13 protein-coding genes are annotated in these 12600 nt (G+C 70.0%); 4 read left to right on the top strand and 9 right to left on the bottom strand.

Annotation, left to right across the window (positions count from 1 at the left end):
* Nucleotides 1–46 precede the first annotated feature (46 nt).
* Nucleotides 47–532, top strand: coding sequence for a hypothetical protein (locus ACW4TU_RS26970; RefSeq protein ID WP_457417354.1), 486 nt, complete (start codon nt 47–49; stop codon nt 530–532).
* Between the two features lie 144 nt (nt 533–676).
* A complete protein-coding gene (locus ACW4TU_RS26965) occupies nt 677–1906 on the top strand; it encodes a GNAT family N-acetyltransferase (protein WP_457417353.1) in 1230 nt (409 codons plus the stop codon).
* Between the two features lie 30 nt (nt 1907–1936).
* Here ACW4TU_RS26965 and ACW4TU_RS26960 read toward each other — a convergent pair whose 3' ends face one another.
* The gene (locus tag ACW4TU_RS26960; protein WP_457417352.1) at nt 1937–3094 is read right to left on the bottom strand and encodes a N(5)-(carboxyethyl)ornithine synthase; all 1158 of its coding nucleotides are present in this window, start codon (nt 3092–3094) and stop codon (nt 1937–1939) included.
* A 183-nt stretch (nt 3095–3277) separates the two neighbouring features.
* Nucleotides 3278–3886: a DUF6817 domain-containing protein gene (locus ACW4TU_RS26955; RefSeq protein WP_457417351.1), complete on the bottom strand. Its 609-nt coding sequence runs from the start codon at nt 3884–3886 to the stop codon at nt 3278–3280.
* 182 nt (nt 3887–4068) lie between these two features.
* On the opposite strand from ACW4TU_RS26955, the gene ACW4TU_RS26950 reads away from it, so the two are divergent.
* Nucleotides 4069–4959 carry a LysR family transcriptional regulator gene (locus ACW4TU_RS26950; protein ID WP_457417350.1) on the top strand — a complete coding sequence of 297 codons (891 nt, stop codon included), beginning with the start codon at nt 4069–4071 and terminating at the stop codon, nt 4957–4959.
* Between the two features lie 105 nt (nt 4960–5064).
* Here ACW4TU_RS26950 and ACW4TU_RS26945 read toward each other — a convergent pair whose 3' ends face one another.
* Nucleotides 5065–6963 carry an AMP-dependent synthetase/ligase gene (locus tag ACW4TU_RS26945; protein WP_457430319.1) on the bottom strand — a complete coding sequence of 633 codons (1899 nt, stop codon included), beginning with the start codon at nt 6961–6963 and terminating at the stop codon, nt 5065–5067.
* Between the two features lie 459 nt (nt 6964–7422).
* On the opposite strand from ACW4TU_RS26945, the gene ACW4TU_RS26940 reads away from it, so the two are divergent.
* The gene (locus ACW4TU_RS26940; protein ID WP_457417349.1) at nt 7423–8343 is read left to right on the top strand and encodes a MaoC family dehydratase; all 921 of its coding nucleotides are present in this window, start codon (nt 7423–7425) and stop codon (nt 8341–8343) included.
* Between the two features lie 59 nt (nt 8344–8402).
* Here ACW4TU_RS26940 and ACW4TU_RS26935 read toward each other — a convergent pair whose 3' ends face one another.
* The 6 genes from ACW4TU_RS26935 to ACW4TU_RS26910 form a co-directional block, all read right to left on the bottom strand.
* Nucleotides 8403–9074, bottom strand: a complete 672-nt coding sequence (locus ACW4TU_RS26935) for a TetR/AcrR family transcriptional regulator (protein ID WP_457417348.1) — start codon at nt 9072–9074, stop codon at nt 8403–8405.
* 27 nt (nt 9075–9101) lie between these two features.
* Nucleotides 9102–9404 carry a DUF4229 domain-containing protein gene (locus tag ACW4TU_RS26930; RefSeq protein ID WP_457417347.1) on the bottom strand — a complete coding sequence of 101 codons (303 nt, stop codon included), beginning with the start codon at nt 9402–9404 and terminating at the stop codon, nt 9102–9104.
* Nucleotides 9405–9498: 94 nt separating this feature from the next.
* Nucleotides 9499–10023, bottom strand: coding sequence for a GNAT family N-acetyltransferase (locus ACW4TU_RS26925; RefSeq protein WP_457417346.1), 525 nt, complete (start codon nt 10021–10023; stop codon nt 9499–9501).
* 31 nt (nt 10024–10054) lie between these two features.
* Nucleotides 10055–11218 (bottom strand): aminofutalosine synthase MqnE, encoded by a 1164-nt coding sequence (gene mqnE / locus ACW4TU_RS26920; protein WP_164313757.1) that lies wholly within the window; start codon nt 11216–11218, stop codon nt 10055–10057.
* Between the two features lie 53 nt (nt 11219–11271).
* Nucleotides 11272–11727: an Lrp/AsnC family transcriptional regulator gene (locus ACW4TU_RS26915; protein ID WP_329275752.1), complete on the bottom strand. Its 456-nt coding sequence runs from the start codon at nt 11725–11727 to the stop codon at nt 11272–11274.
* A 167-nt stretch (nt 11728–11894) separates the two neighbouring features.
* Nucleotides 11895–12593 (bottom strand): UbiX family flavin prenyltransferase, encoded by a 699-nt coding sequence (locus ACW4TU_RS26910; protein ID WP_457417345.1) that lies wholly within the window; start codon nt 12591–12593, stop codon nt 11895–11897.
* Nucleotides 12594–12600: the final 7 nt, after the last annotated feature.

Here is a 12600-nt window from a genome sequence, read left to right as displayed (position 1 = left end):
CGGCCGAGGTGGACTTACCGGCACCCGGCGCGGTGATGATCAGGGCATGACCATGACCACCCGCGCCGCCACAGCGGCAGCGATCTGCGCGGCGGTGCTGCTGACCGGCACCGCCTGTACCAGCGGCGACGACGGTCCGAAAACCTCGGCCAAGAAGTCGGCCCCGGCCACACCCACCGCCTCCGCCGAGCCCGCCGCCGCCGTTCAGCACGTCGACGGCGAGTCCGTCACCAAGGCTCCGGGGATCGGGAGCAAGACCATCGCCTCGTTCGCCAACGGGCGGTTCGGTCGTGTCATCCCCTTCAAGGGCGGGCTCCACAAGGGGAGACTCGGGATCGCCCTGAACTGCGAGGGCAAGGGCACCGTGAAGGTCGAGGTCCCCGCGCTCGGCATGACCTCCGTCGAGGAATGTGCGGACGGCAAGGTCGCCACCACCTACAACGAGACCGAGGTCAGCACCGCGGCCCCGGACGCGTACGTCCACGTCACCGGCACCTCCGAGGTGCGTTGGTCGATCTCTGCCGGGCAGTGACGTACCCGCACAAGGGGGTTCCGCGTACGTGTGTCCGGCTGCGGGCCCGGCCGTAATTCGCTTGTCCTGGCTACGGGTTGACGCTGCAATGTGGCCGGACATGATGAGTCGTGGTGCCGGTATCCCGAGGAGGCAGCGGTAACTATGGAGATCCGTTCCACGACCGATGAGGATCTCGACGTCTTCGTCGACACAGTCCATGCCGCGTTCGGGCTCTTCCCCGAACCCCCGGTCGAGGGCGGCGGGCTCTGGTGGTCGGCACTCGAAATGGACCGCTGCCTACTCGCCCTGACGGCGGACGGGCGGCCCATCGGCACCGCCGCCACGTACCCCTTCGAGCTCACCCTGCCCGGTGAGACCCTCGTCCCGGCCCCCGGGGTGACCGCCGTCGGCGTCCTGCCCTCGCACCGGCGCCAGGGCGTGCTCAGCGCGATGATGCGGCATCAGCTCACCGAGCTGCGGGCGCGCGGGGACTTCCTTTCCGTGCTGCTGGCCTCCGAGGCCCTGATCTACGGCAGGTTCGGCTACGGACCGGCGGCCTACACGGCGCGGCTGACGGTGCCGCGCCACCGGGCCGCCCTCGCCGTTCCCCGAGCGCGGGGAGTGGCCGACGCGCCGGCGACCGGCTCGGACAACGGATCGGTCGAGGTACTGCGTCGGGCCGAATGCGGTGAGATCCTCGAAGAGGTCTACGACCGGTACCGCCGCGCCCAGCCCGGCGCACTGTCCCGGCCGCACCGCTGGTGGGTCTTGCGCGCGGGGCAGCCCCCGATATCGCCCGCGCCGCGTTACGTCGCCGTCCACCGGGACTCCGACGGCGTCCCGGACGGGTACGCCAGCTACTCGGTCGAGTCCGGCACCCTGACAGTCGACGAGATCATCGTCACCGACGACGCCGTCTTCACGGCGCTGGCCCGGTTCGTACTCGAACACGACCTGGTCTCCAAGGTCGTGTTCAAGCACGTTCCGCCCGAGCACCCGCTGCGCTGGCAGTTCGCGGACTTCCGCGCCGGCGAGGTGAGCGGCGACATGGACTGGCTCTGGGTGCGACTGCTGGACGTCCCGCGTGCACTGACCGCGCGCGGCTGGTTCACGGACGGCGAGCTCGTCCTTGATGTCGACGACCCGTTCCTCGGCGAACACGGCCGCTACCTGCTGACCGTCCGGGACGGCAAGGCCGACTGCGTCCCCACGGACCGGAAGCCCGACCTGTCCCTCGACGTGCGCGACCTGGGCTCCGTATACCTCGGTGGCACCGCCCCGAGCACGCTCGTGCGTGCCGGACACATCCAAGCCCACCGCCCGGGCGCGGCCACCCTCGCTGACGCGCTCTTCCGCGCCGACCGCCCCCCGCACTGCCTGCACTGGTTCTGACCGCGGCTCGCCGACCCCGCACAAGTCTCGTCAGCCCACTGAGCTCAGCGAAGGCGCATGAGGGTAGTCGGCCGACCGCTGCTGGAAGCTGAGGATCTTCGGGTTCTGGACGACGCCGTCGCGGATCTCGATGGCCTTGCTCACCGTGACGTCGGCGTCCCATGCCACCGGGCCGGTCATGACCTTGCGCAGGTAGGGCAGCAGCGCCTCGCTGATTTCCCAGGTGGCGGAGTTCCACAGGTGCGACGGGCTGTGATCGACCGCGTAGTAGTGGCAGCCCGGTCCCACCGTGTGCATGGGCTCGCCGAAGGTGGTCGGGCGGGCCCACTCGAAGCCCATGCCCTCGTCGCAGGAGACGTCGACGAAGAAGGTCCCCGGCCGGAACAGGGCGAGTTCCTCGTCGTTGACGAACGTGAGCGGGGCGTCGGTGTCCTGCAGGATGCAGTTGACGATGATGTCGAACCCGGCCAGGTACTCCGCCAGCGGTACGGGGCCGGTCGGGGTGGCTGCCTGCAGCCGCGACGGATCGTCCTCCCGCTCCTCGAAGTGGGCCATCACGACCGAGGGCATCGGCGAGGCCACCGCCGCGGCGGCGCGCTGGGTGAGCACCGTGACGTCGGTGACCCCCATGGCGCCCAGGCCCGTGACCGCGCCGCGCGCCGTGGCGCCGAAGCTGATGACCACCGCGCGCAGGCGGCGGCCGTAGTGGCCGGTCAGCCCGCCGAGCTGGAGGGCGTGCAGCACCGAGCAGTAGCCGGCCAGCTCGTTGTTCTTGTGGAACACATGGACGCTGAAGGCGCCCGCGGCGGTCCAGTGGTTCATGGCTTCCCAGGCGATCAGGGTCAGCCGTCGGTCGATGGCGAGCTGGGTCATCTTCTCGTCCTGCACACAGTGCGGCCACCCCCACAGGACCTGGCCCTCGCGCAGCTCGGCGACGTCGTCGTGCGTCGGCTTGGGCAGCAGCATGACGTCGCACTCGGCGAGGAGCTCCTCGCGGGAGCGCAGGCCCGCCACGAGTGGGCGCAGCGCGTCGTCGGCGACGCCGAAGCGCCGGCCGTAGCCCTGTTCAAGGAAGATCTTGTCGCGCAGGTCAGGTGCGATTCGGTCGAGGTGACGGGGGTGCAGCGGCAGGCGGAACTCGTTCTCCTTGTGCGAGGAGGCGAGTACTCCGAGAGTCAACAGGCTCATGTGGGGCGGCTCATTTCCGACCGGACGCGATGCGTCCCGGCATTGCCGTTCCCCGAGGGCGACGCCGAAATGGATGACGGCGTGCGAAGTGCGCTCGGTACCGCCACCGTACTCCGGTCCAGGTCCACGGACCGCCCACCGCTCGTTTGAGCTCGAACGGCCGGCGTCGGCGATTCAGCGACGTCAGCGGCCCAGCGTCGCTCCCACGTCCTCCCACGCCCGTGCGCTCAGCAGCGGCCGGAAGCCGGTGAAGAGGGCGAGCAGGTCCGGGCCCCACTGTTCGCGGAACACCGGGTTCACTCGGGCGAGGTCCAGCTCGTTCGCGGCCGTCAGCTCGGCGAGGTCCTCGCACCGGCTCCGGTTCGTCGTTCGCGCGGCGCCGGTGAAGCGGTCGTGGAACGGCGCGTCCGGGGTGGCCAGGCCCGGGTGGGTGGCCTTGCGGTCCATGGCGGCGTAGGCGTGGACGATCTCCTCCGCCTCCGGGCCGATCACCCTCGCCAGCTCGGCGCGACGATCGAGGGAGAGCAGGGCGGTGGGGAAGCCGTCGGCGCCGTAGGCGGCGTGGCAGAGGCCCGCCAGGCGGAGGGCCGGCCGGGCCTCCCAGGCGGCGAGCAGACGGTAGACCCGGCAGAGGTGGGCGAGCAGGGTGCCGCCGGGGTGCCCTATCTGTTCGGCGCCCAACTGCCTCAGGAATCCCACGGCCTGGGCGGCAGCGGAGGTGGCGAGGGCGGGGGTGGAGGGAGAGAGCGGGGGAGGAAAGGGGGGAGACGGAGAGGGTGGGGAAGCGGACATGGGGTGGCGTCCTCTCGGTGCGCGAAAGGTCGGCACCCGTCCACTCCCCGCCCTGTGGTCCGGACCCCGGCGGGGGCGCGGGACGGGTTGCCGCCTGGGCCCTGTGCTGATCGTGACGTACTCGCCCGAAACCAGTCAATCCTAAGGTTCTGTCACCAACTCCAAGTGTTAGCTTGGGTGTTGTGACTCTGGATGACCTGCGCGTCTTCGTCGCCGTGTGCCGGGCGGGCAGCCTGAGCGCGGTGGCCCGTGACCTCGCGTGTACGCAGTCGGCCGTGAGCCAGCATGTGAAAAGGCTGGAGCGGGAGACGGGCGTCGCGCTGCTGGAGCGGCACGCGCGAGGCGTCGTACCGACCGAGGCCGGACGCGTGTTGCAGACCGCCGCCTCGGAAGGCATCGCCGGGCTGGATCTCGCGCTGCGCCAGCTCAAGGATCTCGTCGACGGGGAGAGCGGTTCGGTACGGGTCGCCACCGGCGCCACGACCGTACGGCACTTCATGGCGGAGGCGGTTGTCACCTTCCGGCGTCAACACCCCAAGGTGAGCCTGGAGTTCCGTACGGAGAACTCGAGCCGGGGGTGTTTCGCCGCGCTGGCCGACAGTGAGCTGGATCTTGCGTGGATCACCATCGGGGGGCCGGTGCGGGGGATCGAGCAGCGGGTGGTGATGGAGTTGCCGTGGGTGCTCGCTGTGGGGGCGGGTGAGGCTCTTGCGGGGCGGGATCATGCCGAGGTCGGTGATCTGCGCGACCTGCGGTTGATCCGGTTGCCGCCCAACTCCACGTCCGCGGCGCGTCTGGACGCGGCGTTCGCGGAGGTGGGGGTACGGCCGGTGTTCGACACGAGTGTCGCCGACTGGGACACGGCTCTGCTGTTGGCCGAGTTGGGGTTGGGGTGCGCGATTGTTCCGGCCGTGCCCGATCTGGCCGTGCCGGGCATGGAGGGGCCGGTCCGGCTGATCCCGCTGCCCGCGCTTCGGCCGTTGGCGGTGGGGTGGGCTGTCCGGCGGTGGGACGCGCTCAGCCCGATCGCACGGGTGTTCGCGGACACCGTCGCCGAGAGTTGCCGAGGGTAGGTCGACCGTACGCCGGTCGTACGCCGGTCGTACGCCGGTCGTACGTCGACTGCGAGACAGCGAGGGGGGCTTGTCGCACCCCGCCCCGCCGCGCCTCGCCCCGGGCTACTTCTCGTACAACCCCTCCGCCTCGTCCGCGAAGTCCCGCATGATCTCGAACCGTCGCAGCTTCATCGACGGTGTCAGATGACCGGCCTCCTCCGTGAAGTCGACGGGAAGGATGGTGAACCGGCGGATCGACTCCGGGCGGGAGACGAGTTTGTTGGCCTCCTCCACCGCCCGCTCGATGACCGCCCTCAAGTCGGCGTCGTCCATGAGGAGTTCGACCGGCACCGGATGCTTGCCCTGCATCTGGCGCCAGTGGGTGAGGCCCGGGGGGTCGAGGGTGATCAGGGCCGAGATGTAGGGGCGGCCGTCGCCGAGGATCATCACCTGGGAGATCAGGGGGTGGGCCCGCAGCCAGTTCTCCATGGGCGCCGGGGCCACGCTCTTGCCGCCCGCCGTGATCAGGATCTCCTTCTTGCGGCCGGTGATCGTCAGATAGCCCTCTTCGTCGAGGGAGCCGATGTCACCGGTCGCCAGCCAGCCGTCCGGCGCCGCCGGGACGACACCGCCGGCGCCCGGGTCCCAGTAGCCGCGCAGGATCTGTTCGCCCGCGAGCAGCACCTCGCCGTCGGCGGCGATCCGCACCCGGGTGCCGGGGAGGGGCCAACCCACCGTGCCCACACGGGGTTTGAGCGGTGGCGTGATGGTGGCCGCGCCAGTCGACTCGGTCAGGCCGTAGCCCTCGTAGATCTCGATGCCCGCACCGGCGAAGAATCCGGCCAGGGGGCGGGCGAGGGGTGAGCCGCCGCAGATCATGTAACGGACCCTGCCGCCCATGGCGTTGCGGATACGGCGGTAGACGAGGGGGTCGTAGAAGGCGCGCGCGGTGCGCAGCGCGCGGCCGGGGCCGTGGCCGACGCCGTGCCGCTGCTCCTCCACCGCCTCGCTGTAGCGGCGGGCCACGCCCACCGCGCGGTCGAAGGAGGCGACCCGCTTGGCCGTCTCGGCTCTCGCGCGGGCGGTGTTGAAGACCTTCTCCAGCATGTAGGGGATGGCGAGCAGGCAGGTGGGCTTGAAGGCGGCCAAGTCCCCCAGCAGGTCTTCCGACTTCAGGCTCGGGGCATGGCCCAGCCGCACCCCCGCCCGGATGCACGCGATGGCCACCATCCGGCCGAAGACGTGGGACATCGGCAGGAAGAGCAGCACCGACGCCTCCTCCTTCGTCCGTTCCCGGAAGACGGGGTAGAGGAGTTCGATGGCGTTGTCGACCTCGGCGAAGAAGTTGCCGTGTGTGAGCGCGCAGCCCTTCGGGCGGCCGGTCGTGCCCGAGGTGTAGATGAGCGTGGCGAGGGTGTCGGGGCCCAACACCCCACGGCGTACGGCGACTTCCTGGTCCGGTACGTCCTTGCCGAGCTCCGCGAGCCGCTCCACGTGCCCCTTCTCGAAGACCCACATGTGCTTGAGGTCGGGGATGCGGTCGCGCTCCGGGCCGAGGGCGGCGGCCTGGGTGAGGGTCTCGGCGGCGAGGGCCACCGCGCCGGAGTCCTGGAGGATCCAGCGGGTCTGGAAGGCGGAGGACGTCGGATAGACGGGTACGGTCACCAGGCCCGCCGCCCACGCGGCGAAGTCCATGAGCGTCCACTCGTATGTCGTCCGCGCCATGATGGCCAGCCGGTCGCCCGGCATCAGCCCCTCGGCTATCAGCCCCTTGGCCACCGCGAGGACCTGCTCGGCGAACTCGGCCGCCGTGACATCCGTCCAGGTCCCGTCCGGCGCACGGCGGCTGAGGACCGTCGTCCCGGGCTCCTCGTTCGCGTTGTCGAAGGGGATGTCCGCGAGCGAGCCGTAGGTCGCGGGTGCGACGAACGCCGGTACGGCCACCTCACGCACGGCCCCGTCCAGCCGCCGGATCTCGGGCTCGACCAGGAGCGGCTCGCCGTCGTAGCCCACGGCGGTCACGATCTGTTGCGAGGCCGGGGAGGACGGAGAGGACGGGAACGACGACGACACGAGCGGCTCCTGTGGCGTGCAGCGGCCTTCCGGTGGGCGTGCACCTCCGGTGGGTTCACCACAGATGTACGGATTCGGCAGCGCCGCTGTTCAGAAACCGGATCGTACGGCTCGCACGTGTGGGGGTCGTGCGGGTTCGGGGGTGGTGGAGCGGCGGGGGTGTGCAAGCTCGGACATCACACAGGTTACCGATGGGTCACCTTTTGGCCCGTCATGAGCATTTCACGTTAGCACCGGCCACAGGGGCCTTCCTAGGCTTTCCCGGGCCTTCTTCACACCTCTCCACGCAGGACGGGTCGTGTCCGTCAGGGGGGAATTGGGGCTTACCTCCGGTAACCTTACTTCAGAGTAAGTAAGCCGTGGAGCCATATCGCCAGACTCGTATCGAGCCGGGAGTTGCGTAGCCGTATGCCTGCCCACACCCTCGACCGGACGCCCTCCCTCGCTCTCCTGTTCGCCTGGGGCGCCCTCCTGTCCCCCTTCAAGAAGGCCGCCCTCAACAAACCCCGCGCTGACGCCGGCCTCTTGGACACCCGCCTCGTCCTGCCCGGCGTACGCATCGACCTCGCCCGGCTCGCCTCCTACGAGCGGGTCTGCGGCTTCCCCGTCGGTGACGACAGCCTCCCCATCACCTATCCGCACGTCCTCGGCTTCCCCCTGGCCATGCGCCTGATGACCGACCGGCACTTCCCGCTCCCGCTCCTCGGACTGGTCCACACCTCGGTGGAGATCATCCGCTGGCGCCCGCTGGCGGCCACCGGCATCTACGAACTCTCCGTGTACGTCGAGGAGTTGACGCCCCACCGACGCGGCACCGAAGCCTCGGTGCAGACGGAGGTACGGGAGGGCGAGGAACTGGTGTGGGAGTCGCGGAGCACCTATCTGGCCCGGCACCGGAGTGGGGTGCCGGCCACCGGTGTGCCTGCCGCCGGTGCGCCGGACACCGGTGCGCCTGACACCGGTGCGCCTGGCTCCGGTGCGCCGCCCGCCGGTGACGAACGCGAGGCGCTGCCCCTGGTCGCCGAGTGGCGGCTCGGCGAGGACGTCGGCCGGCGGTACGCCGCCGCCTCCGGCGACCGCAACCCCATCCACCTGCACGCCCTCACCGCCCGCCTCTTCGGCTTCCGGAGCGCGATAGCCCACGGCATGTGGACCGCCGCCCGCTGCCTCGCCGCCCACGGCACCCCCCGGTCGGCCCTGGTCCGGACCGACTTCAGGGCGCCGGTGCTGCTGCCGGGCGCGGTGGAGTACGGGGCGGACGGCTTCGGGAGCTTCGAACTGCGGGGCGGGGGGCGCGTACATCTGCGGGGGGAGGTGCGAGGGGTGTGAGGGTGCGCTCCGCCGGCCCCGCGCCCTTGGCGCCTGTAGCCCCTTGGGACGCCGCTCGCTCAGCCCTCGATACCGGCGACCTCGGAGGTCTCCGCCGGGGGTGACCAGGGGTTGCCCGCCATCAGGCTGTCCAGGCCCGCCCAGGCGAAGTTCATCAGGGTTGTCGCCGCCTGTCTCGCGGTGACGCCCGGGGTGGCGTTGGCCCAGGCGGCGAGGGACTCGGCGGCGCCGACGAGGGCCACGGCGAGGCCGGCGACCTCCCGTTCCGGCAGCGAGGGGTCGCGGTGGGCCTCGCGGGCGGCGACCACGATCAACTGGGTGACGAACGCGACGAGTTCCTCGCGCATCACGGCGACCTCGGACGCGAACGGCTCGCCGTGCGTACGGGCCTGGAGGTGCAGTACCGACCAGCCGTCCGGGTTCTGCGCGGTGTGCGTGAAGAACGCGCGCAGGCCGTCCCAGAGCTGGCGGTCGGCCGGCAGGGCCGGTCCGACTCCGGCGCGGACCGCCTCGGTGAGCGTCCTTGCCTCGCGCCGGATACAGGCGGTGAAGAGGTCTTCCTTCGAGTTCAGGTACAGATAGACCAACGGCTTGGAGACACCGGCGAGTTCGGCGATCTCGTCCATCGACGCGGCCATGTAGCCGCGCTGGCCGAAGGTCTGTACGGCGGCGTCCAGCATCTGCTGCTCACGGACGGCACGCGGCATCCGCTTGTTCTTCACAGCACCCATGGAGGCAAGGGTAGTTGTGCTCCCGGGTCAGGAAGGCTGACCCTGCGCGCGGGCCGCCTCGTCGACGGCCTCGTCCTCCTGGCTGCGGTTCGCGTCCAGGTTGGCCTTGACGCGGTCCACCCTCTCGACGATCTGCAACGACGCCCGGTCCCGCTCCTTGCGGAGCACCACGAAGCTGATCGGGGCGGAGATCACGAGGGAGAGCAGGATGATCCACATGCCGTTGGAGTCGCCGAGGCCACGCGGGGCGACACCGGAGACGACGAGGCCCCAGACGACCAGCAGGCAGGCCACCAAGATCCCGAGGCGCATCAGCGTGTAGCGGAGCATCTCAATCCACTCTTCCGGTTCCAAAAAGGGGCACCGTCCAGTGAAGCACGGCGAGGTTCAGATCTTGCAGGGGGGTGTACGGGGACGCACGGACTCATGACAGGGGCAGCAGCATGATGACGTCGTCGCGGTCGTCGCCGGGTGCGACCCGTATCGCACCGGGTACGCGGCCGACCTCCCGGTAGCCGCAGGAGCCGTAGAAACGCTCCAGGCCGAGGCCGCCGCGGCAGGTGAGGCGGATCGCCTCCGTGCCCTCGAAGGTGCGGGCCGCGTCGGCCGCCGCCGACAGCAGGTCGCGGCCGTGGCCCCTGCCCTGGTGGCGGGGATGGACCATCACCGCGTACAGCCACACCCAGTGGGTCATCAGGCGGTGGGTGTTGAAGGTGAGGAAGGCGGTCGCGGCGACCCGCCCGTCCTCGTCGTGCGCGACCAGGAGCCGGGTGCCGCCGCCCGCCATCCCGGCGAAGTACTTCACCAGCTCGGACCGGATCGTCCCCCTCTCCACGGGGGCGACGAAGCCGACGGCGCCGCCCGCGTTGGAGACGTCCGTCCACAGGTCGAGGAGCCCGTCACGGAGGTCGGGGGTGACGGCGGGATCGAGGGTGAAGGTAAGTGTCACCGGTAATAGGTACCCATTACCATTACCTCGCTCACACCCGCATCGGCTGCGGCGAGTCCCGGCGCGCCGGGTCCGGGCCGTCGTACTCGCGGATGATCTCGTACCGCGTGTTGCGCTCCACCGGACGGAAGCCGGCGTCCCTGATCAGGTCGAGCAGGTCCTCGCGGGTGAGCTTGTTGGGGGTGCCGTAGTTGTCGGCGTCGTGGGTGATCTTGTACTCGACGACCGAGCCGTCCATGTCGTCGGCGCCGTGCTGCAGGGCGAGCTGGGCGGTCTGGACGCCGTGCATGACCCAGAAGACCTTGACGTGCGGGACGTTGTCGAACAGCAGCCTCGACACCGCGAAGGTCTTCAGGGCCTCCGCGCCGGTGGCCATCTGGGTACGGGCCTGGAGCCTGTTCCGTACCTTGCCGTCCTTCATGTCGACGAAGTCGTGCTGGTAGCGCAGCGGGATGAAGACCTGGAAGCCGCCGGTCTCGTCCTGGAGTTCACGCAGGCGCAGGACGTGGTCCACCCGGTGCCGGGGCTCCTCGATGTGGCCGTAGAGCATCGTGCTCGGGGTCTTGAGACCCTTCTCGTGCGCGAGGCGGTGGATGCGCGACCAGTCCTCCCAGTGCGTCCGGTGGTCGACGATGTGCTCGCGGACCTCCCAGTCGAAGATCTCGGCGCCGCCGCCGGTCAGCGACTCCAGACCCGCGTCGATCAGCTCGTCGAGGATCTCCGACGCCGACAGGCCGCTGATCGTCTCGAAGTGGTGGATCTCCGTCGCCGTGAACGCCTTGAGGGAGACGCTCGGGAGGGCCGCCTTCAACTCCCGCAGGGAGCGCGGGTAGTACCGCCACGGGAGGCTCGGGTGCAGGCCGTTGACGATGTGCAGCTCGGTGAGGTTCTCGCCCTCCATCGCCTTGGCGAGCTTGACCGCCTCCTCGATGCGCATCGTGTACGCGTCCTTCTCACCCGGCTTGCGCTGGAACGAGCAGTAGGCGCAGGAGGCGGTGCACACGTTGGTCATGTTGAGGTGCCGGTTGACGTTGAAGTGGACGACGTCACCGTTCTTACGGGTGCGCACCTCGTGCGCCAGCCCGCCGAGCCAGGCCAGGTCGTCCGACTCGTAGAGCGCGATGCCGTCCTCGCGGGTCAGCCGCTCACCGGCCCTGACCTTTTCCTCCAGCTCGCGCTTGAGCCCGACATCCATGCTCATACCTCTCCTACACCTAGACGGACCTCGTCAACCGTACGCCCATTCCCCTACTGCTCTTCCGGCAGCTCACCCACCCTGTTCTCCCACTTCGTGGAGAGCACGATGGTCGTACGGGTCCTGGAGACGCCCGCGGTCCCGCTGAGCCGCCGGATGGTCTTCTCCAGCCCGTCGACGTCACTCGCCCGCACCTTGAGCATGAACGAGTCGTCGCCGGCGATGAACCAGCAGTCCTCGATCTCGCTGAGGTCCCGCATACGGCGCGCCACGTCCTCGTGGTCGGCCGCGTCGGAGAGCGAGATGCCGATGAGGGCGATGACGCCGAGGCCGAGCGAGGCGGAGTCGACGGTGGCGCGGTACCCGGTGATGACACCGGCCGCCTCCAGCCGGTTGATGCGGTCGGTGACACTGGGTCCCGACAGACCGACGAGGCGCCCCAGCTCGGCGTAGGAGGCCCGGCCGTTCTCTCTCAGGGCCTGGATGAGCTGCCTGTCCACGGCGTCCATGCGATCGAGCCTTCCGATGAAGAATCCTGAAGAATGCTGAACATTTCTGAAGACTGCTGAAGGTGAAGACTGGTGAGGTGCTGAGCTGCTGAGGTGCTGCAGTGCTGAAGTACAGAGGGTCCTGAAGGTGATGAGTGGTACTGCCAGTTGCTGATACGTACGCCGGCTCAGTCGTTATCAGCACGGGACGTGGGGGACGGCCCGGTCCCGCCGCCGAGTTCGCCCCTCCAGCGGCGGTACAGCCCGTGCGGGACGCCCGCCGCGTCGAGCACGCGCCCGGCGACGAAGTCCACGAGGTCCTGGATGTGGGTGGCGCCGGCGTAGAAGGCGGGCGAGGCCGGTACGACGCTCGCGCCGGCGTCGTCCAGGGTCACCAGGTGACGGAGGGTCTGCCCGTTCAACGGGGACTCCCGTACGGCGACGACGAGTGCGCGCCGTTCCTTGAGGGTGACACTGGCCGCCCGCTGCAACAGGTCCTTCGACAGCCCGAGCGCGACCCCGGCCACACAGGCCGTGGAGGCGGGCACGATCAGCATCCCCTTGGTGGCGTACGACCCGGAGGAGGGCCCGGCCGCCAGATCGCCGGCGCTCCAGTGCCGTACGCCGCTGATGTCCACGGCGAAGGTGCCGGGCTTGCCGTCCGCGCCCCGGGACAGCCATTCCCGCAGGTCGTCCTGCCAGTGGGCGTCCCGGAAGGAGATCCCGGTCTCGTCGAGCAGGGTGAGCCGGGAGGCCCGGCTGACGACCAGATCGACGGCCTCCCCCGCCGCGAGCAGCGCGCGCAGCACAGCAGCCGCATACGGCGTCCCTGAAGCGCCGGACACCCCCACGATCCAAGGCGCGCGCTGCGTTTCTCCTGCGTTCACACCCTGA

The sequence above is a fragment of the Streptomyces kryoterrae genome (assembly GCF_054072135.1).
The sequence above is the reverse complement of the archived record's forward strand: the minus strand, read 5'-3'. Positions and strand labels throughout refer to the sequence as shown.

Excerpts from the sequence above, each read along its gene's own strand:
- ACW4TU_RS26970 (WP_457417354.1), top strand. The coding sequence starts at position 47 with ATGACCATGACCACCCGCGCCGCCACAGCGGCAGCGATCTGCGCGGCG.
- ACW4TU_RS26965 (WP_457417353.1), top strand. The coding sequence starts at position 677 with ATGGAGATCCGTTCCACGACCGATGAGGATCTCGACGTCTTCGTCGAC.
- ACW4TU_RS26960 (WP_457417352.1), bottom strand. The coding sequence starts at position 3,094 with ATGAGCCTGTTGACTCTCGGAGTACTCGCCTCCTCGCACAAGGAGAAC.
- ACW4TU_RS26955 (WP_457417351.1), bottom strand. The coding sequence starts at position 3,886 with ATGTCCGCTTCCCCACCCTCTCCGTCTCCCCCCTTTCCTCCCCCGCTC.
- ACW4TU_RS26940 (WP_457417349.1), top strand. The coding sequence starts at position 7,423 with ATGCCTGCCCACACCCTCGACCGGACGCCCTCCCTCGCTCTCCTGTTC.
- ACW4TU_RS26935 (WP_457417348.1), bottom strand. The coding sequence starts at position 9,074 with ATGGGTGCTGTGAAGAACAAGCGGATGCCGCGTGCCGTCCGTGAGCAG.
- ACW4TU_RS26930 (WP_457417347.1), bottom strand. The coding sequence starts at position 9,404 with ATGCTCCGCTACACGCTGATGCGCCTCGGGATCTTGGTGGCCTGCCTG.
- mqnE (WP_164313757.1), bottom strand. The coding sequence starts at position 11,218 with ATGGATGTCGGGCTCAAGCGCGAGCTGGAGGAAAAGGTCAGGGCCGGT.
- ACW4TU_RS26915 (WP_329275752.1), bottom strand. The coding sequence starts at position 11,727 with ATGGACGCCGTGGACAGGCAGCTCATCCAGGCCCTGAGAGAGAACGGC.